This window comes from Balneola sp. EhC07 (genome assembly GCF_001650905.1).
Lineage (GTDB): Bacteria > Bacteroidota > Rhodothermia > Balneolales > Balneolaceae > Balneola.
In genome coordinates, this window is the sequence record NZ_LXYG01000014.1 from 253,696 (window position 1) to 277,718 (window position 24,023).

Consider the following 24,023-nt stretch of genomic DNA (forward strand, 5'->3'; position numbering starts at 1 on the left):
ATGAGTGCAGAAATCATTGATGGTAAAAAAGTAGCAGGTCTTGTCAGAGATCGTGTGAGAGAAGATGTTTCTGACTGGAAAGCAAAAGGTAACAGACCTCCGTTTCTTCAAGTCGTTTTAGTTGGAGATGATCCTGCCTCAAGAGTATATACCGGCGCCAAAACAAAAGCCTGTGAAGATGTTGGTATTGAAACCAAAACAGAAATATTACAGGATACGATCTCTGCGAAAGAGCTGAAAGCCTTGATCCGGGAATATAATACTGACGATTCTATTGACGGAATTTTAGTTCAGCTTCCTTTACCGTCACATTTAAGTTCTCATGATGTAATTGAAACCATAGATCACCGAAAAGATGTGGATGGATTCCATCCTATGAATGTGGGCAGATTGTCTCTGGATCAACCTTGTTTTAAAAGTTGTACTCCCGCGGGCGTGATGGAATTATTTAAACATTACAGCATTGGAGTGAAAGCAAAACATGCAGTTGTTATTGGTGCAAGTAATATAGTCGGCTCTCCTATGGCAACAATGCTTTCCAGAGAGAATTCATCCGGAAAGGCGACTACTACTATTTGTCATAAATACACCAAAGATCTTACACTTCATACCATTAATGCGGATATTTTGATCGTTGCAGCAGGACAACCACATTTGGTAAAGGCTGAAATGGTAAAAGAAGGAGCCGTAATTGTGGATGTTGGAATCAATAGAGTAGCTGATGAAACTTCAGAAAAAGGGTACAAGTTAGTTGGGGATGTAGACTTTGAATCCGTAAAGAAAAAAGCCAGCTGGATCACTCCCGTTCCGGGTGGAGTGGGTCCAATGACAGTAGCAATGCTGATGAAGAATACTCTCCTTGCAGCCAAGAAAAGTATTTATCCGGTTGATTAGTCTAAAGTTCCTATTTGAAGTTCCTTTGCTGCTTTTATAAGTGTTTTATCGAAAGTAAATATTTTAAGATTATTTTCTGAAGCAACTGCAAGATGTAAAGCATCTAAAGTTCGAAGAGGGGTTGAAGTGGAAGAAAGCAAAATCTCAGCGTTTGAAAATACTAAGCTATCTAAATCCAAAACCTGGAAAATACCAATGCTTATATGATCTTTAAACAAAGCATATATTTTCTTTACTGAGGAATTAGATATTTCATTCATTCTGGCTCTCTTTTTTAAGGAAGAAAGCATTTCTATTAAGGTGAGTCTGCTTATAAAGACATCAGGACTTTTATTGATCAGCTCATCTACATGGTTAGAATTTGTTTCATAAATGTAAAAAGCGAAAAGACAACTTGTATCTATATACATCAATACTTGTCTTCCTTTCTCATGTCAATTACAAACTCTGACATAGGTTTTCCCTTTACTTTAAATTGCTTTCTGAATTCCGTCATATCCGGAAGTTTGTTTTTCCTGGGTTCCTTATAGTTCACCAGTTTGGCAATTGGTTTGTTATGTTTAGTGATTATGATTTCTTCACCATTTTCAGCTGCCGCTAAATATTTTGCTAACTCTTCTCTAACTTGATTAACAGGGACTTTCTTCATTGTAATTTATTTATGTACATAAATAATGTACATAAATCTCATTGATATTCAAATCAGTTCTCACTCGTTTCAGCAACTGATATATTTTTGGGATACATCCTTATTATCAATTGTTTTTGCGAGCTGTTGTTAACAAGGGATTTGAATTCAATTCCAAATTCTGAAATAGAAGCCTCGTTCCTAAGCTGTTTATAGGTTCCCATTACTTCATCAAGCATATCTATATAAACCTTATATGGTGTTTCTCGTTGAGTTTTTAAGGATATAATAGCTTTTTGTGGTGAGTCTGACAGTTCAGGGTCTTTTCCTTTATTATTTATGAATTCCCTGAGTATTGGTTTTACTTCATCGATCAACACAGGTTTGTCATCCATCCTTATCAACCCATCTGCATTGACAAGAATATTCATAAGATTTCTTTCGTGTACTTGAGGTCTGTCTTCTTGAATAGGGGGAGGCAGTACTAAAGATATCCCGGTATCTACATTAATGGTTGTAGTAACTAAGAAAAAGATGAGTAGCAGAAAAGCGATGTCAGCCATTGAAGAGCCGTTTATAGTAGCTTTTTCACGGATCGGTTTGTTATTAAACATAGTAAACTCCTTTAAGTGTAAAGTTGTACTATCTATAAACTCATTATTTAGAGGTGATACCTTAGCATCTTAATGCTAGAATATGTGAGTGATTTCTATAAATTAATTTTAAACACATGAACGAATTAAGCACAAAACTTCAATTTTTCATTGACCTCTCAATTATAAAATCAAAAGTCAGAAGAAGATTTGATTCAAGATTGGGCATAAATGGGGTTGGATTGGATGATTTTATTATCCTTCATGTATTGAATAAAGCAAGAAATCATCAAATGGAAAGAGCAGAGCTTGCAAAACAAGTTGGAATTTCAACTACAGATCTGACTCGTAAGCTACCAAAACTCGAAAAAATCGGACTCATTGAACGTGAAGACAGACCTGTGGATATCAAGAAGAGTATAGTTAGATTGACAAATAGCGGGAAGAAAGTTCATGGTTATGCAACAGAATCTGCTGAGGAAAAGGCAATAGACTTGTTTCCTTTTAAAAAGGAGAAAGAAATGGAAATATTGATTGATGCTTTAAACTCTATTAATGGTGTAAAATAGTAGAAGGAAATTTATTTTTAATAGGGTGACACTATGTTGTCACTCCGTATGATTAAGTTTGGGTAAACAATAAAACAAAACCCAACTATCATGACACTTCATACACTTACAACTCCGGCAATCTCTAAAAAATCAGAAACTAAACTTTTTGTTGCTCCACTTTTAAATCGTATCAAAAAAGAAAGCAAACAAGAGTTCGTTGAAATGCAGCAGACTTTTGAATTAATGGGCTGGGGAGAATTACCGGATGAATTAAAGATCGAGATCTATGATGACGTTCGTTTCATGGTTCAGGAATTGAAAGGCTATTATTCAAGCTGTGATCAGTTTGTTCAGCAAAGAAGAAATACGGTTCACTTTTGGGTAAGTAGTTTTCAGGATGGGATTTGCTCTTTGGAAGCAGCTATTAAAGCGTTGAAGGTGAAATCTCTTGCATGAAGTTGTAAACCGCCGACAATTCAGTGAGTTCTGTTTCCGGATTTGTTGGCGGTATTTTCATTGGAATATACATCCTCATCTTCTATAGATATTTTCGCACCTCTGGAAGAAGTTATCTTTTTTGAGATAGCGCTGATCATATTCTTAAGACGTCTTTTTTCCTTGTTGTAATGATACTTCAGATAGGTAAGTCCTCCTGTAAAGGCAACCAATCCACCCAATGGAGCAAACATTACGGCTGTTGATTTGGGAAGTCCCATTCCTTTTAAAGCTACTAACATAAAAACAGAGCCCAAAAATGCAGGGATAAATAGAAGAGGGACCTTCATTGCTGTCCAGTTATGAACATACTGAATTTTTGTTTTCCCATCTTTAGGAGTTAATGAGATATGCTTATAACCAAATTCACGTCTTCTTTGCTCCCATTCAAAAGACTTTCCAATTTTTGCTGACTTGCCGATTCCTCCGGTCACTTTTCTGATCTCCTGAACAATATCTTCCCACTGTTCTGAAGTCATTTCTAAATCAACATAGGTTACTTCCTGTAATTTAGAGGTTACTTTACTCCATTTAAAGTCCTGATCAAAATCAGGTTTATCATGAATATGTATAGCTTCCAAAAGAGATGCTTTGTCAATACCAACTTCATTGGCCAGTTCCAGAATTTCCTGTTCTGAGAGTCCATCTCTGTCACCATAGAGGTCTTTTTGCGTCTGAATTTCAGAAGCTTTTTTGAGAATTTTACTGATCTCTTTTTTTGTATATGTATGATTATTCGGCAACGTGTATTGATTTTTTTGTATTGTTTTTTGAATCTGACTCGATCTCATCTGAAAAATCGATCTGCGTATTTCTATCCTTAAAAATAACAGACGATATTTGATTGGAAATGTTCATTAAAAACTTTTTTTGCTTGTTCTTAAAGTAATTTCCAATTCGTGATGAGATTAAATACCCTGAAAAAGCACCCGAAACATTCAAAAGAACAGGAAGCCAGTTCGAAATTGAATCCAGATTAAGAAGAGAAGAAATAATTGCAACGATAATAAAACCAACTACGGAACCTGAAACTTTAAGCTTGTTAATAGTTTTAGCATAATCAGCATAAACTTGTATAAGACTGGTATTTTTAGCTCTGGTTGCTGAAATATGGATATCCTTTCTCTTAGTATTGAGGTACCATTCGAACGTTTGACCTAGTTTACCTGAAGTACCGTGAGATTTAAACTCTTTTCTATAAAGAGAAACTATTTCTTCCCAGTCCAACTCAGATATTTTCATATCTATTATAGTTTTTAAAACAACTCCATCCTTAAGAGAATAGAACTCTTGATTGTTTTCAGCATTTAAATAACTAAGAGCTTCATTAATACTTTCTTTAGAAATACCTGAAGAGGAAGCAATCGACTTTATATCATCCATAGAAAAGTCGTTAAGAGAAGCTTCTTGAGAATGTTCAATTTTAGAAGCCATTGAGATTATTGCTCTCACTTCTTTATAAGAATATTTTTTCTCACTCATAAAATTCTTGAGTTAATAATTCAGAAGTATACAAGATTAAATTCATTATCAAAATTATCCCATATTATGATTCTAAATACAGTAAATAAGTTTGTATCTTTGAAAAACTGCAAGCCAAAATTTCTTTTCTTTCATGAATAAAATGAATGACTCTTCACCATTTGAACGCATCACCCGACAAGGGCTTACTTATGATGACGTCTTATTAGTACCCAATTATTCAAAAATATTACCAAGAGATGTGGATTTAAGTGTTCAGCTTACACCAACGCTTAAATTGAACATACCTATTGTTAGTGCGGCAATGGATACGGTTTCTGAATACCGCCTGGCAATTGCTTTAGCTCGGGAAGGTGGAATTGCGATGCTTCACAAAAATATGACCATAGAAGAGCAAGCTGAACAAGTTCGTCTGGTAAAAAGAAGCGAAAGTGGAATGATTGTCGATCCGGTTACTCTGGATGAAAACTCTACGGTAAAGGATGCACGCTCTTTAATGCGTATGCACAAAATTGGTGGAATACCCATTGTAGATGATAAAGGTATTTTGATTGGTATAGTTACAAACCGTGATCTTCGTTTTGAGTCTGATATGACGAAAAAACTGGGAGAGATCATGACTAAAGAAGATCTTTACACTGCAAAAGAGGGAACTACTCTTAAACAGGCGGAGAAGATCCTTCAACACTTTAAAGTGGAAAAACTGCCAATCGTAGATTCGAAAAATAAGCTGGTTGGATTGATCACTTTCAAGGATATTGAAAAGAAAATGAATTTTCCGAATGCATGTAAAGATGATTTGGGCAGATTGAGAGTAGGCGCAGCAGTTGGTGTTACTGCTGATACAATGGAAAGGGTAGAAGCTTTAGTAAATGCCGGAGTTGATGTTATTACAGTTGATACTGCACACGGACATTCTGATGGAGTGCTTCAAACAGTGTCTCAAATAAAAGCTGAATATCCTCATTTAAATGTTATTGGTGGTAATATCGCAACCAGAGCAGCTGCAGAAGCATTAGTTCAAGCAGGTGCAGATGTTGTAAAAGTTGGTGTTGGTCCGGGGTCTATTTGTACCACCAGAGTGGTTACAGGAGTTGGAGTTCCGCAACTTAGTGCAGTGATGGAAGTCGCTGAATTTTGCAGAGAAGAAGAAGTCGGTTTAATTGCTGATGGTGGAATCAAACAAACCGGAGATATTCCAAAAGCGATTGCAGGCGGAGCTGATGTTGTGATGATGGGATCAATGTTTGCAGGTGTAGATGAAAGTCCGGGAGAGACCATTATATACGAATCCCGTAAATATAAATCCTATCGTGGGATGGGAAGTATTGGAGCAATGAAAAAGGGTTCAAAGGATCGCTATTTCCAGGATGTTGAAGATGATATTAATAAATTAGTTCCGGAAGGTATTGAAGGTCGTGTTCCGTTTAAAGGCTATTTAGGTGAAGTGGTTCACCAAATGACAGGTGGATTGCGTGCGGCAATGGGGTATTGCGGAGCTGAAAATATTGAAGGAATGAAAACAGCGGAGTTTGTTCAGATCTCTGCGGCTTCATATAAAGAAAGTCATCCTCATTCAGTTCAAATAACAAAAGAAGCACCGAACTACTCGGTGTAATTTTTGAGCTTGATGAAAAATGTACTCTTTATCGTCTATTACTTTCCGCCAATGGGAGGTAGTGGAGTTCAGAGGCCATTAAAGTTCGCTAAGTATTTAAAAGAGTTCGGGTGGAATCCAATCATTTTATGCCCTGAGCCGGGTGTTTATCAGTTTTTTGACCACTCCTTAGAGCAAGAGCTTGAAAACTTAGACTTGGAAATTCATAGAGTCAAAGCAAATACACCTTTCCATAGGTTCGGTGGTGTTAAGAAACAAACCGGCTTGGTTACGGGGATGCTTGCTAAATTCTTAAGGTTTATTTCAAGAAAGATCTATTTCCCCGATAACAAAAGAGCCTGGATCGAACCAGCAGTCCAAAAGGGAAAAGAATTAATAGATGATAAAAAGATTGATCTGATCTTTAGTACAGCTCCGCCTTTCAGTAATCATATTATTGCTCAACAATTAAATGAGTTGACAGATATTCCTTATGTATTAGATTACCGCGATCTTTTTACGGGAAATCATTTTGAAGAAAATGAATCTGAATCCAGAAACACGAAAAAAGTAAGTGCAGAAAGTGAATGGCTGAGACATTCTTCCGGTGTTGTGGCTCTGGATCAATTTTCCGGAAATAAAATACAAGAAGTTTTGACCTCCAAAACTCTGAATATGGAGATCGTATCCCATGGATTTGATCAAGAGGATTTTGATTCTCATAGAAATGCTTCATTGGATTATAAAAAAGGAAAAATAAATTGGTTGTATAGTGGACTTTTTTATGAAGCAAATCAACCTGATATATTTTTGAATGGATTGAAAGAGCTATTCACTAAAACCCCTGAACTAAGAGAGAAGACGCACCTTCATTTTCAAGGAGGATTGGATTCAAGGATCAAAAAACTTATCGGCGATCTGGGGTTTGAAGATATCATATCAGACTATGGGTATCTTTCTCATGACACTTCAGTTGCTAATTTATTAAAAGCAGATATTTTGTGGATGATCTCAAATTTTTCAGAAAATCTGAAACAGATCAAATCCGGAAAACTCTTTGAATATATAGGAACAAAAAAACCAATATTAGGTTTGGTACATCCCGGAGAAGCTTCAAAATTACTTGATGATTATAAAGGTGGTTTTCATGCTGTTCCCGATAACATTTATGATGTAACTAATACTTTAGAAGAAGTGTATGAGTTGTGGGCAAAGGCTAAAATTCCTGAAGCTTCTAAAGAGTTTACCGAGATGTATGAAAGAAAAAGTTTAACTAATAAATTGTCTTTATTTTTTGATAAAGTAGTGGAGAATGCGCAAGTTTAAATTATGAGAGCATTTATAAAGAGACTTTTTAAAGATCGTCATAAAACTGTTGAAATTATTTTACTCGACGACAGTAAGCCCGGTCAGGACGATTCTTATAATATTAAGCCCAATAACCTGTTTATGAGCTTCACAGTGTTATCGGTAATCTTCTCTGTATTAGTTGCTATGATATTTATGCTTACTCCACTAGGTGGATTGCTCTATAACACTGATGAGATAGAAATAAAAAGAGAGATACAAGGTATTTCAGAGAGATTAATATCTCTTCAGGATTCTTTGGATGTTCGGGATCAGCAGCTTAGAGAGATAAAAGAAGTAATAAGACTAAATAAAGATACTACATTAACTTTGGATGAGCGATTGAGCTCGGTTTCTTCAATTGAAAACTCTAATAATATTTCATCCTCAACATCTTCTTTTTCAAATTTAAATATTTCAGAAGTATTTGAGAGCGGAAGCTTGGTTTTAGCAAATGTAATAGAAAATGCACCTGATTTTCCGACTCAGGCTCCGGCTGAAGGTACGCGGACGAGAGGCTATGAACCGTTAGAGGGCCATTTCGGTTTAGATATCGCTACTAAGGCAAATGATATTTTTATGAATATTGCTGACGGGACGGTAATATCCAGTAGCTGGACTATAGATTTCGGCTATGTGATCTCTGTTCAGCATAAAGATGGACTGGTGAGCACATATAAGCACTGTTCAAAATTATATAAAACAAAAGGAGAGAAAGTTTTCAAGGGAGATGTACTAGGTCTTATAGGGAATACCGGAATTTCAAGTTCAGGACCACATCTTCATTTTGAGATTTGGAAAAATGGGGTTTCACAAAATCCATTAGCCTATTTAATTTTTTAATGAGTATGTTTAACAAAAATAAAAAGAGTAAAACCGTGAGTAATTCTACAAATCAGTCACCTTCAGTAAATATTATTAATGAGGGTACCAAAATAAAAGGAAACCTACAGGCTAACTCTGATATCAGGGTAAGTGGTACGATAGTAGGTGAGGCTATTTCTAAAGGCAAGATCATTCTTACCAATAATGGAGTCGTTAAAGGGAATGTATCTTCTTCTGATGCTGACATTGCTGGAAAAGTTGAGGGCGATGTTAAAGTGACCAGTAAACTAGTTTTGAGAAAAGAAGCTATAATTGACGGAAATATTTACACCAAAAGCTTAGTAGTGGAAGAAGGTGCTCAAATAAACGGAACTTGTAAGATGGGTTCTGATGTTAAAAATCTATCTCAGAATAACGATGCAGAATATGCTGAAGAGACTCAGCTAAAAGGAGCTAAGGCGTAACGAATGCGCCTGCCTGAAGAATACGCTAAATACCTTGCTCTGGGTGCGGAAATTGCGGCTACTCTTTTAATACCCATTGGCCTCGGTTATTTAGCAGACAAGTTTCTGGATTCCTCACCTAATGGGATTCTGATCGGAGCAATTTCAGGCATTTTCATCTTCTTTATTTTGATTTTTAAAATTGCAAATAGTGACGGAGGCAACGACCGGAAAAAGTGATAAAAAAGCTCGCAAAATTTAACGTGATCCCGCTCATACTCGCGCTGATCTCTCCGTTTTTTTTACCTGTTGATCCAGCTGTAGCTGTAATTTGTGGTTTTCTTTTAAGTCTCATTTTCGTTTTAAGCAGCGCCTGGATACTCGATAATTTCTGGAATGCTGATTCTAAGCTATTTTTGAAGGTTTTTTTCTTCTCTATGGTGATCAGGTTTCTACTTGTATTAGCAGCCATGGGAATTTTACTTGGACTGACAAAAATTGATGAAATCTACTTTACAGTTAGTTTCATAATTTCCTATCTTTATCAGTCTATAACGGAAATGATTTTTTTCAATCAACTACTACAAAATAAAAGCAGCAATTAAGTAATGATCCAGACCCTGCGTCGCGTATTTCTGACACTCTTATTTTTATCGGTTAGTACTTCAAACACTTTTGCAGCAGAAGAGAAAGAAGGCGGTTCACCTCTGGACGTGATGGGTACTGTTGCTGACCACGATTATTTAAAGATTCCTCATTTTATAAATGGCGGGAAGATATATTTACCAAGGTTGATCTTTTTAGAAGATGCTGAAGGTAATACATCATTCAAGGCTTTCTTAAGCACAAAATCTGCAGCTAAATCAGATGATTTCGAAGTAGTTGATGAGATACTTGTTGCAACCAATGGTGGTAAAATTGCTTTTGATCTATCCATTACCTCTCACTTAATGTATTTCTGGTTCGGAATGATCTTGGCTGTATGGTTCACAGTTGCAATGTCTCGCAGATACCAGAAAGGAGTAGGAAAAGACGTTGAGCCTAAAGGTACACTGCAAAATATTTTTGAAGTACTATTTGTTTTTATTCGTGATGATGTTGCTCGCGCAAACATAGACGATCACAAGGCTGATAAGTACGTGCCGTATTTCTTTACCATGTTCATGGGAATTGCATTCATGAACCTGTTCGGTTTACTTCCATGGGCGGCTACAGCAACAGCTGATCTTACTGTTACTGCTACATTGGCTTTAATGACTTTCGTAATTACCCAGTTCAGTGGTACAAAAGATTATTGGGGACATATTTTCTGGTTCCCGGGGGTTCCAACATGGGTAAGAGCAATTTTAACTCCGGTTGAGATCTTAGGGGTTTTCACAAAGCCATTCGCTCTTGCAATTCGACTTTTTGCAAACATGCTTTCAGGAAAGATCATGATCATCGCAATCTTAGGGTTGATCTTCATTTTTGCTGAATTATTTGGCACAGTAGGAGCGTACGGTATTAGTGTTGTTTCAGTAACACTTACTGTTGTGTTGTATGCTCTGAAAGTTTTTGTAGGATTGTTACAGGCATACATTTTCACTCTTCTTTCCGCAGTATTTATTGGAATGGCTGCAGAAGATCATCACCATGACGAAGAAGAGTATCATGTTGAGCACGTATCATAAAGAAATTAAACTCATATAAACTCTAACAAATAAATAAAGAATACTATGGGACTTTTAGCAGCTGGTATTGGAGCTGGAATCGTGGCACTTGGTGCTGGAATCGGAATCGGAATGATTGGTAAAGGAGCTACAGAAAGTATTGCTCGTCAGCCAGAAGCGTCCGGAGATATCCGTGGTGCAATGATTCTTACTGCAGCTTTCATCGAGGGTGTTGCTCTTTTAGGTGCAGTTATCTGTATCCTTCTTGCTCTTGGAATCGGTCAATAATAAAGGATAAGAAATGACTTTTCTTTTAGCAGGCGGAGGAGGTTTATTATCATTTAATCCGGGGTTTGCGTTGTGGATACTTATATCCATGATCGTATTTATTCTGGTAATGATGAAGTATGCAGTTCCGCCAATCATGGATGCACTTGTATCTCGCGAAGCGAAGATCAAAGATTCTTTAGAATCTGCTGAGAAAGCTTTAGCGAGAGCAGAAGAAGTATCGAAAGATAACGAAAAAGCACTCCGTGAAGCTGAAGCTAAAGCTCAAAAAATCCGAAAGGAAGCTTTAGAAGAAGCGGAACTCCTTCGTTCAGAACGAATTTCGAAAGCTAAAGATGAAGCTGCTCAAATAATAGAACAAGCGAAAGCTTCTATTGAGCAGGAAAAGAAGCAGGCGTTATTGGAACTTCGAAATGAAGTTGCTCAATTAGCGATCAAATCTGCTTCTATTATCATCGATGCGGAACTAGATAACGATAAGAACAACAAGCTGGTCGATAATTTTATTACCGACCTGTCAAAAAACTAAGCTTAGCTGATGTTGGTATCAAAAGCAGCAAAACGTTACGCAACAGCGCTTCTTGAAAGTGCTGATGAGCAGAATTCGATTGAGAATACTTTGAAAGATATTCATCTTATCAAAGAAACTATCGAAAGCTCTAAGGAATTAAGAGTATTTCTTAAAAGCCCTGTTGTTAAACCGGCTGATAAACGAAATGCTTTATCCTCAATTTTTGATGGTAAAGTATCAAAAGAAGTTTCTCAGTTTATTGGTTTACTTACAAATAAGGGCAGAGAAGATATTCTTGATGAAGTAGCTACTGCGTTTATAGATGTTTACAATGTTCATGCCGGAATCATAACAGTTGAAGTAAAAACTGCGAAAGCATTAGAAACAGGGCAGATCACTGAACTGACAAAGATGCTTGAAAGAACGACTTCGAAAACAGTAAATCTTGATCTTAAAGAACAAGAAGATCTGAGAGGTGGGATTTCAGTAAAAATTGATGACACTGTAATTGATGCTACAGTTAAGCATAAGCTAGAACAGCTTGAAACAAGATTCCTCGAGTCATCGATGGAATAACAAGAATTTGAAAAGATTTAGAAATTAATAATACAATGAGCCAAGTCAGACCAGACGAAGTTTCAGCCATATTACGTAAACAACTAAGCGGTTTCGACAACGAAGCTGATGTTTATGATGTAGGTACCGTACTTGAAGTAGGTGACGGTATTGCACGTGTTTATGGCCTCTCTAAAGTGCAAGCGGGTGAGCTTGTGGAATTACCGGATTCTAAAGATGAAAATGGTAATAACATCACAGGAATGGTACTTAACCTTGAAGAAGACAACGTGGGTATCGTGTTGTTCGGTTCTTCAAGTTCTGTAAAAGAAGGCCATACTGTTAAAAGAACTCAAGACATTGCATCTATTAATGTAGGTGAAGGTGTTTTAGGTCGTGTTATTGATCCACTTGGAAACCCAATTGACGGTAAAGGTCCAATAACAGGCGATACTATTAAGTTGCCTCTAGAGCGTAAAGCTCCTGGTGTAATTTATCGTGAGCCTGTAGCCGAGCCGTTACAGACAGGTATCAAAGCAATTGACTCTTTGATCCCAATTGGTAGAGGACAGCGTGAGCTTATTATTGGTGACCGCCAGACAGGTAAAACTTCTGTGGCTATTGATACAATTCTAAACCAGAAAGCAACTCAGGATTCAGATAAGCCGGTTTTCTGTATTTATGTAGCAATTGGACAGAAAGGTTCAACAGTTGCAGGTATTAAGCAAGTTCTTGAAGAAAACGGAGCAATGGATTACACTGTAGTTGTATCTGCTCCTGCAAGTTCATCTGCTCCAATGCAGTATATCGCGCCATTTGCCGGTGCAGCTGTTGGAGAGTACATCCGTGATACTGGTCGTCACGCATTGGTAATTTATGATGATCTTTCTAAGCAAGCTGTTGCATACCGTGAGATGTCTCTACTTTTGAAAAGACCTCCGGGACGCGAAGCATATCCAGGTGATGTATTCTATCTTCACAGTCGTTTACTTGAGCGTTCTGCTAAGATCATTAATGATGATAAAGTAGCTAAGGCAATGAACAACATACCTGAAGGCTTAAGGCCAATGGTAAAAGGTGGTGGATCGTTAACTGCACTTCCTGTTATTGAAACACAAGCGGGTGACGTTTCTGCTTACATCCCAACAAACGTAATTTCTATTACTGATGGTCAGATCTTTTTGGATACTGACTTATTTAACTCCGGTATTCGTCCTGCAATCGACGTTGGTACTTCAGTATCTCGTGTAGGTGGATCTGCTCAGGTTAAATCGATGAAGAAACTATCAGGTACATTGAAGCTTGATCTGGCTCAGTACCGTGAATTAGAAGCTTTTGCTAAGTTCGGATCTGATCTTGATGCTGCTACACAAGCTCAATTGAGAAAAGGTGAAAGAACGGTAGAGCTATTGAAGCAAGATGTTTATCAACCACTTCAGGTTGAAAGACAGATCGTTCTGCTGAAAGTTAATGATGCAGGACTTCTTGATAAGTTACCTGTTGATCTAATTAGCGAATTTGAAACACAATTCCTTGAGACTGTATTATCTAAATACAGTACTGAAATGGAAGGTCTTGCTACATCAGGAGTTTTAAGTGATGATTTCGGATCAAAAGTTCTGGATTCAGCTAATACTGTTATTGATCAAATTTTAGCGGGACAAGAAGCTTAATCTATGCCTAACTTACGCGACATACGGAACAGAATTGGTACTGTTGATAGTACTCAGCAAATTACAAAAGCCATGAAAATGGTTGCTGCTGCTAAGCTTAGAAAAGCGCAAGAGCGAATGACAAAAACCCGCCCTTATGCTGCTAAGATTCAAAATGTTGTAGGTAGGCTTGCTGAGAGTGGAAGTATCAATAGTCCGTTAGTTGAAAAGTCTGAGACCAATCAGAATATACTTTTCATAGTTGTAGGTTCTGACAGAGGTCTTTGTGGTGGATTCAATAACAACCTTTTCAAAGCGCTTGAAAAAAGCTTAACAAAGGATTTTTCTAATCAGTTAGAAGCAGGAACTGTTTCTCTTGTTACGATTGGTAAGAAAGCTACAGCTTACTTTAAAAAGAGAAGTTATAATGTAATTGAATCTTTTCCGGGGTTCTTTGACACTATTGAATATGATCCAACTTCAGCGATCATGGAATCTGCTACTAACGATTTTGTTGAAGGTAGCTATGATGAAGTTTATATCGTATTTAATGAGTTCAGATCTGTGATAGCTCAAAACAGAAAGATCGATAAAGTTTTACCTATTGATCCGGATAGTTTTGATGTTAAATCAGAGGGTGATTCTAAAACTTCTATTGACTATATTTACGAGCCAAATTCTGAAGCAATTTTAGAAAAATTATTACCTCTGCATTTGAACACTCAATTGTGGAAAGCTATACTTGAATCTAATGCTTCTGAACAAGGTGCAAGAATGTCTGCGATGGATAGTGCTACTGAGAATGCTAAGGAACTTAAACGTGATCTGAAGCTTAAGTATAACCAGGCAAGACAAAGTGCTATTACAACTGAAATCTCTGAGATTGTTTCCGGTGCGCAAGCGCTAAGTGAATAATTAGATTCAGTTAGATTTATTGATATTTCGACGGAGAGTTGGCAGAGTGGTCGAATGCGGCGGTCTTGAAAACCGTTGTGCCGCAAGGTACCGGGGGTTCGAATCCCTCACTCTCCGCATTTTTTAAATAGCCCGTTAAGGGCTATTTTTGTTTAAATAATTGATACTTTGTTGCGTTACAAGCTCAAAATAATTCTATGAAAAAAATCTTTTCTATTTTCATCTTTTTCATTTTAGTATCAGCACAGGTAGTATGTGCTCAGGATACTTTGGAAATTTCACTCCGCGATTTTATTGATATTGGTATAAGCAATTCGGGGCAAATAAAATATGATAAAACAAATGTTGATCTTGCAGAGAATAGAGTAAGCTCAGCTAAGGATCAGCGTTTTTTACCAAGTCTTAATTTCAGATCCGAGCATGCACTTGTTCCGGGGGTATCATCACCGGGTAATTTTCCGGAAGAAGAGATCTATCTGGATCCGAACGCAAAAAATGACTGGGACAAAGTTGGGGTATTCAACCGCCTGAGAATTACCGGAGTTCAACCGGTATTTACATGGGGCTCAATAAATAAAGCGATATCAGCAGCTGAGGAAGCAGTGAAAGCAACTGAATTCGAATTTCATGCAAAAAAAGAAGATATGGAGGTGCGTTTATTTGAGTTGTATTACAGCTATGTACTCGCTTTGGAAATCGAACGCTTACTTAAAGATGCAGAGGATAAGATCAACCAAATTGAAAACTCTTTGGACGATGCTCAGGAAGAAGGGGATGATATTGACGAGACCGATGTGTATAAATTTAAAGTTTTTAAAGCACAATTTGGTATACAGAAAGCTGAAGTGGATGAAAGTTTAGTTTTCGTTAAGCAAACGTGGGAGTATATTCTGAGAAATGAAAATGGTACTATATATACACCTTCTATTAGGTATTTAGATCCTTTAGGAACAAAGCTTTCAGGATTGGATCACTACCAAAACAGCGCATTTTTAAATAGAAATGAATTACGTGGTATATCTACCGGAAAAGATGCTTTGATGAAATATATTGACTATCAAAAAGCAAGTAATTTACCCGGTCTTTATTTAGGATTTACTACTACATTTGCTTCAACACCAATCCGTCCAAGACAACCGAATCCATTTATAAGTACACCTGAGAATACATTTAATACTGCTTTTGGTATCACTATAAGACAAAATTTAAATTTCTTTCAAGCCAAAACTCAATTAGACAGAGTAAAGATAGAATTGAGAAAAATGGATTACTTATCCGAAGCTGCAAAAGATGGTATCCTCCTGGAAGTAAACCAAGCATACCAGAAAGCAGCTGTAGCTGAAGTTAAGGTTGAGAGAACAGATGAAGCTTTGCTTACCACAAAACAATGGTTACGAATGGAACAACAGGACTATGATTTTGGTATAGGAGAAGTTAAAGACCTTATTGACGCCATGAAAATGGAACTTGAATTAAGACTTAAAGAGAAAGAAAGTATATTTGAATTCAATACATCCATGGCCAAACTAAATAATGCAGCGGGAATTCCGTTAGAATTACTACAAAAGAATAATTAATAGATAGAATGAAAAGAAGAATATTTCCAATGTTGTTGTTTGTTTTTGGACTAGTAACAATACTTCAGGCACAAACACCAAAAGAAGAGATCAAAACATTATTAGAACAAAGAGATCAACAAGTGAAGACTTTGCTCGGCCCAAAAGGTTCTGAATATAGTGACGAACAAAGAGCTGAAATAAAAGATATCATTAACGGAGTTATTGATTTTGAATCTATGGCTAAATACGCTCTTGAAGATACTTATGATACTTTGAGTACTGAGATCCAAACTGAGTTCGTTGAATTATTTGCTACAATAGTAAGAGATCAATCTTTAAATAAATTAGATATATACAGAGCAGAGGTTACTTACAATTCTATTACGGTAGATGGGAATGAGGCGATGGTAAAAACTTTTGCAGAGCTAGATGACATCAGAACACCTGTGGATTATACAATGGTAATGAAAGGGGATGAGTGGGTAATTACGGATCTTATTCTGGATGAGGTTTCCACAGCCGAATCTTATAATCGTCAGTTTCAGCGTATTATTAAGAGGAAGGGTTTTGAATCATTATTAAGTACATTGAGAAAAAGAGCAGCAAGAAGTTAGTGGATACAAAAGCCTCTGTAATAGTTCGGTCATTTAACAGACTTCCTGCATTACTAGAGTTGCTTGATGTTTTAAGAACTCAGAAATACAAGAACTTTGAAATTATAATTGTTGAACAATCAACCAATTATGAGGGTAATGATTGGGAGAAACTCAATGAGATCGAAGCTGAAGATCATAGAATAAAGCTCCTAAAATATACACCACTAGGGGGGCCTAAAGCTCGAAATGAAGGGGTAAAAAATGCTACGGGTGAAATTTTAATTTTTATTGATGATGACGATCTTCCTTTTTCAGATCAATGGGTTGCAGAGCATGTAGAAGCTTACAAAGACCCTATGCTAATAGGTTTTACCGGTAGACATGTACTAAACGATAAAACCGGAGATCCATATAAGGATTGGGTAAAACCCTTTTTTAAGAAAAAGTGCATGAGATATAGCTATTTAAAATTCCCATATACATATGCACAACTTAAAGTAAATATAAAGGGTGTTGAATGGTTACATGGTACTAATTCATCAGTGCGTAGAAAATGGGCAATCAAAGCCGGGCTTTGGGACGAAGATATAAGACACCAGGATGAGCACTCTTTCGCTTTTAAACTAAATCGTATCTTAGACGAAAATCATCATATTGATTTCAGAGAAAAACCTGAGTTAATCAGGAGGACCGATATAAGCGGTGGAATGAATAAAAGAAACTTTAATATGATCGATGAATTTAAGAATCAACTTAATTTCTGCTTTAAAGTAATTTATAGATATCATAAGCATCTGATAATTCTATTCCCATTTCATATTGCATCGGTGGTCATAAAAACGGTTAAGTTTAAGATAATGAATTAGAAATGCTGATAATTTATCGTAATTCTTACATAGGTTAATCAGAATACTATTCCATGAAAATAGCATTTGTCTCTGATCAAATATATCCAAGAACATCCGCTGATGCAGAGCAGATTGTGTCTTCCTTATCTGCACTAGGTAAGACTTCTGAAGTTACACTTATTAGTTTTTGTTACAGTTATTCAAAGAAAGCCGATAAAACTGATATAGAAAGTTACTTTGGGAAAGAATGTACTTTCGAGTTAAGGTTTGTATCAACTTTATTTAGAAATATCAGAAGTTTTGAAAAAGTGTATTTCGCGCTAAAATCAGTCTTTCTCTTTGGGACAAAAGATTTCGACGTATTCTATACTAGAAATATCCCTGTTTTAATTGCATTTATGCTATTTACGAAGAAGCGCTTGGTTTTCGAATCTTACAGACCATGGCCTGATAGAAATTTCCAATCCAGATTATTATTCAAGAAGCTTTCTAAAAACAAGAGATTACTTGGTATCATAACACATTCAGATTTTGCAAAGCAGAGTTTTCTTGATGCAGGATTTGGTAATGAAGATCTATTAGTTGCTCACAATGCATTTGATATTGATGAGTACAACCCTGATACAGAAGAGGAAATAAGAAAGGAACTACAGATACCTCTGAATAAGTTATTAGTTACTTATTCAGGACGAATTTCAGCAAAAAAAGGATTAGACAGGTTTATAAGATTAGCGGAAAGGAATCGTGAGGTACAGTTTCTATTGGTAGGATCAGAGAAGAGAGGTTCTATTGAGAAGGCTGCAGAAGAGTTGGAAAATGTAATGGTATTAGGTTGGTTAAAGAAGGACTATGTATTTTCTTTGTTGAAGGCATCGGATATTCTGTATATACCACCAACTTTAATTGCAAGAGATATAGTAGGGAATACGGTGCTCCCGCTTAAGACATTTATTTATAAAGCTTCAGGAACTGCAATTTTTGCTCCTAACTCAGAAGATGTATCTGAAGTATTATCTCATAAGAAAACAGCTTATTTAGTTAAGCCGGATGATTGTGAAGAAGAAGAAAAAGGATTCAGAGAATTAATTAGCGACAAGCAATTACGAACTCTGCTTGGGAAAAATGCTAAAGAAGAAATGCTAAAGAATACCTGGGAAAACAGAGCTAATGAGATTCTGAACTTTATAAAAAGATCTATCTCAGCTTAGTTCTTAACCGGTTTATCTTTTCGATTCCTAAGATCCCACCAACGATTAAGATTATTCCAATCGTTTGAACAAACGGATTTTTTATAAACTCGAAGTTTTCAAAGGTGTTCAGATAGCTGAATAGTAAAAAAGCAGTAGCTGCAAAGCCGGCTAAATGGGCTCTGAATACTTCTTTAAAATACATTTTAGCTTTAGCTACAAATCTAGCTTCTGCCATTTCAAAGCATATGAGTATAAACATTGCCATTGATGAAGCTGAAGCGGCTCCAATTATTCCAAATTTTGGTATCAAAAGTAAGTTCAATACAATGTTAGAAGAAGCAACGATAAAGCTGTTCATCAGGTTGAGTTTTGAATGTCCTGTCATGGCAACAATATTTCCAGCAAGGCTAAATGAACAATACAAGTAGGGAATAGGCAGTAGATAGAACATAAAAGATGAATCTCCTCCATATTCGGGATGTATAAGGATCAATAAATGATCTTTAAAAACAGTGATTAAAAGAATTATTGGGAATGCAATAGTTGTGATCCAGGATGCGGTTTTTGAAAAATGATGGGAAAGCTCTTCAAATTTATTTTCTTTGTGTAGCCTAACTATAAATGGGTTAAAGGCTGTTGAAAAGATCATTTTAACCGAGCGGATCTCTCTGATAAGCATTGAACCCGCTCCATAAAATCCAACAACTGCCGGACCAAATCCAAATGCAGGTAGCATTAAAATATCAATTCCGGTAATAAATCGATTCAGTGTCATATTTAAGCTTTGAGGAATTGCAAATTCTACGAGCTCGGAATTGATTTTAAAATTTCTGAATGTTAAAAGAAGCTTCTTCCAACTAAATAGTTTGTTATAAATAACCAGAGAGATCAAAAACAGTAAAGCCTGACAAGAGAAATAAGCCAATGCCATTCCTGTAACCGTTGGTGATACGAACCAGAAGAGAATTGAAAATATTAGTAATGCAATAGGACGTATCCATCCATTATTGATAGCATCGTATTTCATAATCTTTAATCCTTGAGTAGATGCTAAAACAATACGCTCAAATGCCATCAAAGGAATTGACAAGATCATTATTTGGAATATGGTGATCAAAGAGGAAGAGAATTCATCTTGATATATCATTTCCAAAAGTTGGGCACCAAATAGAATTGAAAATGTGAATACAAGTAGAGAAAGCCCTACGCTCCATAAGAATGCATTCGAAAGCGCAGTATATAATTCTTGTTGGTCATCTTTGCTATCCGAAAATCGGGAAACAAAAATTAACGCTCCATCTTTAAAACCGGAAGTCAAAAATGCGATGATTATTTCTATAGCTATATTTGCAGTTATATAGATTCCGAAAATTTCAGGACCGTAAAGCCGGTTAACAATTATAAGGAAAGCAGGAGCAGCCATTTTTCCCACCACTCCGAAAAAGTTAACAAAAGCCCCTTTTTTAAGTTCTTTAGATACGCTCATGCTCTCTTATGGCTTCTTCATATAATTCTTCCAGCTTCTTTACCTGATTAAAAAGGTCGTATTCTTTTTCCATTTTCAAACGTGAAGCTTTACCAAATTTCTTAATCAACTCCGGTTGCTGAATGAATAATTTCATTTTCTGAACAAGCTCAGGGATATTCCTTTCAGGAATTAAAAAACCTGTTTTCCCATTATCTATGATCTCATGAATTCCCCCGTGCCAGGTTCCAATGGCGGGTACACCTACGCTACCTGCTTCCTTAATTACTATTAATCCGCTTTCTCTGTCTTGATCAAAAGCTACGACGCTTGGTGCAACCAGTACATCCGAAGATTTTAAAACCTCTGAAACTTCTTCAGGTGTTAGAATTCCTTTAAATGTCACATGTGTTGAGAGATCGTTTTCTTCAACAAATTTCAGAGCTTTGGTTTTTAAATCTCCTGACCCAATAAAAGTTAACGAAGCATTCATCCCATCTCTAATAATTTTATTAAAGGCTCTTAAAACATATAAATGAGCTTTTTTAGGGGTGAACCTGCCTATCATTACAAAATTGACCTGTTCCGCAGGGTTAGGTTCCTGATAGTCAAATTTTGAGAGATCGATCCCAAGATGATAAACTTTCACTTTAGCCGGATCTGCCCCTAGCTCAATTAACAATGCTCGTAATTCTTCGCTTGCTGCTAAAAGTAAAGTTGCATGGTCAAAAATCTGTTTGTGTTTTAAGTAATAACGCCATCTTTCAGATTTGTACTTCTGTAAACCCATTAATGAAGCAACATCAACTCCATGAAAAGTGACTACGAAGGGTATCTTGAATTTCTTTACATAGGGCAAAGCATAAACGGCTCCGAATCCAAAATGAGCATGAATCAGATCAAAGTTACCATTACCTATAATTTTTTTAAATGAAGGCCAATAAGCTATGTTTTGGTATATGATCTCAGATAATTTTCCTTTGGGTTTATGAAACTGATCGTATGGAAATCGGTCTTCATTCTGCCGGTCTTTGCAAAATACAGTTATATCATAATTTTCTGAATGGGCTCTTATTTCATCGTAAAGAAAAGTTTGAGAATAAGGCAGAAACGACGTAGAAAATAAAGCGATCTTCCTCGTTGGAGGCATGCTTGGTTATATAATTCGAAATTGCTAAAAGATAATAAATTGATACTCTAAAACGATTTATATTTTAACCGTTAAATGATGTATATTTTCGACCGATTAAGCCAAATTAAATTAATTTTTTTGAACGCCTTTTAATGAAAATTCTCATTTACGCTACTACTTTTGGGGCAGATCTGTTAAGCCTTACACGATACCTTTCCGAAAAGGAGAATGTCGAAATTAAGGTTTTAATGAAGGAAGTTGAGAAATTTAAAAGTGAAGGCATATATAAGTTATGGGATCTGGATCTAGATATATTTGAGTTTAATAAGATCAATATTATAAAAGGGATCAGTGGTTTCGATCCCGATGTGACTATTCTGGATAATAATATTCCGCTTAGAGCAGTAAGTCCAAAGGCATTGATACTGTGGCATGGATACGGATGGAAAGGGCCGAATGATGAAGAAGAGTTCAAATGGATTCATAGAAACATCCGACTTAGCTGGGGAGATATGAAAATCCCTAACAACAATATTAAGTGGCTTTGTTTTGGTCCGGTTGATTTTGAACACAGAACCAAGATAAGTGGTTTCCATCCTGAAAACTGTGTAACTCTGGGGTCAGCAAGCCATGACTACCTTAGAGAAGAAGTGTCTAAAGAGAAGTTACAGCCATACTATCCATTTGACGTTATAAATAGAAAAACGGTGTTGATTGCACCTACATGGCATTATGGGGAAGTATTTTCACATTGGGGAGATGACGATACTCTTTTTAACAGAGCGTTAAAGGAATTACAAGAAAAAAATGTAAATGTAATTCTGAGACTTCATGATTCATACCGTTTTGATCATCACTATGTAGAATTTCTTCAAAATTTAGAAGTAAAGTATCCTAATGTGTTGTTGAAATTCAAAGATTCAAATCCTGACAATTTCTTAGACCTACAGGTTGCAGATGTTATGGTAACTAATTTCAGCAGCATAGCGAATCTTTTTTACGCTACTAAAAGACCAACGGTTCATATTTATCCGGTAAAGAGCGAGCATGAATCTTTTATGTGGAGAAATAAAACCCTTTTGGGTATTCGTAAAAAAATGATTGACTCTGTTCGTTTTATCTGGAAATATCCGCCGGAAGATAATGGTGGTTTATTAGCCAGAAATTATGATGAAATGATGGAGCAGATATTCCAAGGGTTAGATGATCCTGATTGCTGCAAAGAGGCTTCTCAGAACTATTTAGATAAACATATGCTTGGTGCAGATGGAAAGAACTGTGAGCGAATTTGGAATACCTTAACTGGTCTTGTGAGTAACTAAAGTACTACTCCGTATCTGACGGTAATTTTTTGATCTTTCCTCTTAGTAATGCAATGGTTTCTTTTTCTTTTGTGTATACAATGAACAAACCCAGCGCCAGTACAATAGGAACACCCAAAATTGGGACAAAAATCGACTCACCTTCAAAAAGGAATTTAAGACCGTATTGAATACCTAATCCCGTTAGCAACAGAACAGGTAATAGCCAGAAACCTGAGAACGCTCTTCTAATAAAAGTGAAGAGTGAAAGCTCAATTTTCTTACTACCAAAATAAAATAATAAAAGCACAACGACAGGATATCCAATCACCCACGACCAGCCAACGCCTAATAATCCGAATTGAGCTCCCACTAAGAATGCGAGCGGCATTATAATAGCATTAGACAGAGAGTAGTAGAAGTTTAATTTAGCTTCTCCCACAGCATTCAACAATTGTGGAACCAGGGGCGAAACAGTTCTGAGAACAGCAGAGGCTGCTAATAATTGAACCAGAGGTACTGCGTCAAGCCATTCATTATAGCCGGTGAACAGCAAAATATCATCTACAAAAAGAGCTATTATTATTAAGATAATGCTGTTTAATTGTAAACTTCCTCTGGCTAAAGTAAAGAAATAAAGCTGTAAACGTTTAAGGTCATCCTGCAATCTTGAAAAAGCCGGGTATGCAACTTCATTAAGATTTGAAGTAAGAGTTTTTACGGTATCAGTGACAATTCTGTAAGCTAAAGTGTAAATACCAACTGCTTGTGTACCAAAGATCTTTCCTACAATTAAGTAATCAGCATTTGAATATAAATTGTATAAAAGCCTTGAACCTGTAGCATATAAACCAAAATAGACTCGATCTTTAACTTCTTCCCAGTTAAACTGGAATCTTGGCCAAAAGGGTTTGTAGGCATGACTTAGAATAAGTTGACCAAGTCTGTTTCCAACTTCACCTCCAATAATGGCCCAGGCTCCGTATCCCATGTATCCCAGAGTAACCATGATCACAGTTGAAGCAAGCAGTGCAACATTGTCTATTATTGCAAGCTCTTTAAAAAACAGTTCTCGTTTTAATAAATTTCTTGGTACAAAATAGAAAGTAAAAAACACTACAATGATACCGTGTACTCTGACTAATGGCGTAATAAGTGGTTCTTCATAAAACTGAGCAGCAAACGGAGCTAAGAGAAAAATGACTCCATAGAGCACTCCTGTCAGCATTAATGATAACCAGAATAAACTGTCTATTTCACGTTTCTTAAGACTATTAGCCTGAACTATAGCCACACCAAGACCCATCTCAGTTACAGCTAATATCACAGCGAAAATGGCAAGTACAATACTGGCAATACCGAAAGCTTCCGGGGAAATAAGTTTAAGAACTACAAAAAGCCCTATCACATTTATGATTTTGCTAAATGTGTTGCCCGCTCCTGAGTATAAAAAAGATTTTATAACCTGGGTTGAAAATGAATTAGCAGAACTCATAAAATAACTTCT

At 36.4% G+C, this 24,023-nt stretch carries 27 protein-coding genes and 1 tRNA gene; 20 read left to right on the forward strand and 8 right to left on the reverse strand.

Annotation, left to right across the window (positions count from 1 at the left end; translation table 11 throughout):
- A complete protein-coding gene (folD, locus tag A8B79_RS06380) occupies positions 1–894 on the forward strand; it encodes a bifunctional methylenetetrahydrofolate dehydrogenase/methenyltetrahydrofolate cyclohydrolase FolD (protein ID WP_066219674.1) in 894 nt (297 codons plus the stop codon).
- Here folD and A8B79_RS06385 read toward each other — a convergent pair.
- The 3 genes from A8B79_RS06385 to A8B79_RS06395 are packed head-to-tail and all read right to left on the reverse strand — an operon-like array spanning position 891 to position 2,136.
- Positions 891–1,304, reverse strand: a complete 414-nt coding sequence (locus A8B79_RS06385; RefSeq protein WP_066219676.1) for a type II toxin-antitoxin system VapC family toxin — start codon at positions 1,302–1,304, stop codon at positions 891–893. The genes folD and A8B79_RS06385 overlap by 4 nt on opposite strands.
- Positions 1,304–1,543: a type II toxin-antitoxin system Phd/YefM family antitoxin gene (locus A8B79_RS06390; RefSeq protein WP_066219679.1), complete on the reverse strand. Its 240-nt coding sequence runs from the start codon at positions 1,541–1,543 to the stop codon at positions 1,304–1,306. The genes A8B79_RS06385 and A8B79_RS06390 overlap by 1 nt, the downstream gene beginning before the upstream one ends.
- 53 nt (positions 1,544–1,596) lie before the next feature.
- Positions 1,597–2,136 (reverse strand): ExbD/TolR family protein, encoded by a 540-nt coding sequence (locus A8B79_RS06395; RefSeq protein WP_066219684.1) that lies wholly within the window; start codon positions 2,134–2,136, stop codon positions 1,597–1,599.
- A gap of 116 nt (positions 2,137–2,252) precedes the next feature.
- On the opposite strand from A8B79_RS06395, the gene A8B79_RS06400 reads away from it, so the two are divergent.
- Together A8B79_RS06400 and A8B79_RS06405 are read left to right on the forward strand one after the other, a co-directional pair.
- Positions 2,253–2,684 (forward strand): MarR family winged helix-turn-helix transcriptional regulator, encoded by a 432-nt coding sequence (locus tag A8B79_RS06400; RefSeq protein ID WP_066219691.1) that lies wholly within the window; start codon positions 2,253–2,255, stop codon positions 2,682–2,684.
- 90 nt (positions 2,685–2,774) lie between these two features.
- Complete coding sequence (locus A8B79_RS06405) at positions 2,775–3,122, forward strand: hypothetical protein (protein WP_066219694.1); 348 nt, start codon at positions 2,775–2,777, stop codon at positions 3,120–3,122.
- 20 nt (positions 3,123–3,142) lie between these two features.
- Here A8B79_RS06405 and A8B79_RS06410 read toward each other — a convergent pair whose 3' ends face one another.
- Entirely contained in the window at positions 3,143–3,904 is a 762-nt protein-coding gene (locus A8B79_RS06410) for a hypothetical protein (protein ID WP_066219697.1), read from the reverse strand.
- The gene (locus A8B79_RS06415) at positions 3,894–4,643 is read right to left on the reverse strand and encodes a hypothetical protein (RefSeq protein WP_066219700.1); all 750 of its coding nucleotides are present in this window, start codon (positions 4,641–4,643) and stop codon (positions 3,894–3,896) included. The genes A8B79_RS06410 and A8B79_RS06415 overlap by 11 nt, the downstream gene beginning before the upstream one ends.
- A gap of 133 nt (positions 4,644–4,776) precedes the next feature.
- On the opposite strand from A8B79_RS06415, the gene guaB reads away from it, so the two are divergent.
- The 16 genes from guaB (at position 4,777) to A8B79_RS06500 (ending at position 18,636) form a co-directional block, all read left to right on the forward strand.
- Positions 4,777–6,261: an IMP dehydrogenase gene (gene guaB, locus A8B79_RS06420; protein WP_066219702.1), complete on the forward strand. Its 1,485-nt coding sequence runs from the start codon at positions 4,777–4,779 to the stop codon at positions 6,259–6,261.
- Positions 6,262–6,273: 12 nt separating this feature from the next.
- Entirely contained in the window at positions 6,274–7,566 is a 1,293-nt protein-coding gene (locus A8B79_RS06425; RefSeq protein ID WP_153038371.1) for a hypothetical protein, read from the forward strand.
- A gap of 3 nt (positions 7,567–7,569) precedes the next feature.
- Positions 7,570–8,430 (forward strand): M23 family metallopeptidase, encoded by an 861-nt coding sequence (locus A8B79_RS06430; protein WP_066219706.1) that lies wholly within the window; start codon positions 7,570–7,572, stop codon positions 8,428–8,430.
- A 35-nt stretch (positions 8,431–8,465) separates the two neighbouring features.
- Positions 8,466–8,876 carry a bactofilin family protein gene (locus A8B79_RS06435; RefSeq protein WP_235603606.1) on the forward strand — a complete coding sequence of 137 codons (411 nt, stop codon included), beginning with the start codon at positions 8,466–8,468 and terminating at the stop codon, positions 8,874–8,876.
- A 3-nt stretch (positions 8,877–8,879) separates the two neighbouring features.
- Positions 8,880–9,095, forward strand: coding sequence for an AtpZ/AtpI family protein (locus A8B79_RS06440; protein ID WP_066219710.1), 216 nt, complete (start codon positions 8,880–8,882; stop codon positions 9,093–9,095).
- A gap of 368 nt (positions 9,096–9,463) precedes the next feature.
- Positions 9,464–10,525: a F0F1 ATP synthase subunit A gene (gene atpB, locus A8B79_RS06450; protein WP_066219721.1), complete on the forward strand. Its 1,062-nt coding sequence runs from the start codon at positions 9,464–9,466 to the stop codon at positions 10,523–10,525.
- A 45-nt stretch (positions 10,526–10,570) separates the two neighbouring features.
- A complete protein-coding gene (atpE, locus tag A8B79_RS06455; RefSeq protein WP_082894083.1) occupies positions 10,571–10,792 on the forward strand; it encodes an ATP synthase F0 subunit C in 222 nt (73 codons plus the stop codon).
- Between the two features lie 13 nt (positions 10,793–10,805).
- On the forward strand, positions 10,806–11,321 hold the full coding sequence (gene atpF / locus A8B79_RS06460; RefSeq protein WP_066219726.1) for a F0F1 ATP synthase subunit B: 516 nt from the start codon (positions 10,806–10,808) through the stop codon (positions 11,319–11,321).
- 9 nt (positions 11,322–11,330) lie between these two features.
- Positions 11,331–11,879 carry an ATP synthase F1 subunit delta gene (gene atpH / locus A8B79_RS06465; protein ID WP_066219728.1) on the forward strand — a complete coding sequence of 183 codons (549 nt, stop codon included), beginning with the start codon at positions 11,331–11,333 and terminating at the stop codon, positions 11,877–11,879.
- A gap of 35 nt (positions 11,880–11,914) precedes the next feature.
- The gene (atpA, locus tag A8B79_RS06470; protein ID WP_066219731.1) at positions 11,915–13,531 is read left to right on the forward strand and encodes a F0F1 ATP synthase subunit alpha; all 1,617 of its coding nucleotides are present in this window, start codon (positions 11,915–11,917) and stop codon (positions 13,529–13,531) included.
- 3 nt (positions 13,532–13,534) lie between these two features.
- Positions 13,535–14,425, forward strand: coding sequence for an ATP synthase F1 subunit gamma (gene atpG, locus A8B79_RS06475; protein WP_066219734.1), 891 nt, complete (start codon positions 13,535–13,537; stop codon positions 14,423–14,425).
- Between the two features lie 32 nt (positions 14,426–14,457).
- A tRNA-Ser gene (locus A8B79_RS06480) sits at positions 14,458–14,542 on the forward strand.
- 80 nt (positions 14,543–14,622) lie between these two features.
- Positions 14,623–16,002 carry a TolC family protein gene (locus A8B79_RS06485; protein ID WP_066219738.1) on the forward strand — a complete coding sequence of 460 codons (1,380 nt, stop codon included), beginning with the start codon at positions 14,623–14,625 and terminating at the stop codon, positions 16,000–16,002.
- Between the two features lie 8 nt (positions 16,003–16,010).
- Positions 16,011–16,598 carry an MlaC/ttg2D family ABC transporter substrate-binding protein gene (locus A8B79_RS06490; RefSeq protein WP_066219741.1) on the forward strand — a complete coding sequence of 196 codons (588 nt, stop codon included), beginning with the start codon at positions 16,011–16,013 and terminating at the stop codon, positions 16,596–16,598.
- Positions 16,598–17,446, forward strand: a complete 849-nt coding sequence (locus A8B79_RS06495) for a glycosyltransferase family 2 protein (protein WP_066219744.1) — start codon at positions 16,598–16,600, stop codon at positions 17,444–17,446. The genes A8B79_RS06490 and A8B79_RS06495 overlap by 1 nt, the downstream gene beginning before the upstream one ends.
- A 53-nt stretch (positions 17,447–17,499) precedes the next feature.
- Positions 17,500–18,636, forward strand: coding sequence for a glycosyltransferase family 4 protein (locus A8B79_RS06500; protein ID WP_066219746.1), 1,137 nt, complete (start codon positions 17,500–17,502; stop codon positions 18,634–18,636).
- Here A8B79_RS06500 and A8B79_RS06505 read toward each other — a convergent pair.
- Positions 18,623–20,104 carry an oligosaccharide flippase family protein gene (locus A8B79_RS06505; RefSeq protein ID WP_066219752.1) on the reverse strand — a complete coding sequence of 494 codons (1,482 nt, stop codon included), beginning with the start codon at positions 20,102–20,104 and terminating at the stop codon, positions 18,623–18,625. The two genes, A8B79_RS06500 and A8B79_RS06505, sit on opposite strands and share 14 nt — an antisense overlap.
- Complete coding sequence (locus A8B79_RS06510; RefSeq protein ID WP_066219755.1) at positions 20,091–21,233, reverse strand: glycosyltransferase family 4 protein; 1,143 nt, start codon at positions 21,231–21,233, stop codon at positions 20,091–20,093. The genes A8B79_RS06505 and A8B79_RS06510 overlap by 14 nt, the downstream gene beginning before the upstream one ends.
- 134 nt (positions 21,234–21,367) lie before the next feature.
- Between A8B79_RS06510 and A8B79_RS06515 the strand changes: the two genes are divergently transcribed.
- Positions 21,368–22,537 carry a CDP-glycerol glycerophosphotransferase family protein gene (locus A8B79_RS06515; RefSeq protein ID WP_066219758.1) on the forward strand — a complete coding sequence of 390 codons (1,170 nt, stop codon included), beginning with the start codon at positions 21,368–21,370 and terminating at the stop codon, positions 22,535–22,537.
- 4 nt (positions 22,538–22,541) lie between these two features.
- Here A8B79_RS06515 and A8B79_RS06520 read toward each other — a convergent pair whose 3' ends face one another.
- On the reverse strand, positions 22,542–24,011 hold the full coding sequence (locus tag A8B79_RS06520; protein WP_066219760.1) for a lipopolysaccharide biosynthesis protein: 1,470 nt from the start codon (positions 24,009–24,011) through the stop codon (positions 22,542–22,544).
- Positions 24,012–24,023 lie beyond the last annotated feature (12 nt).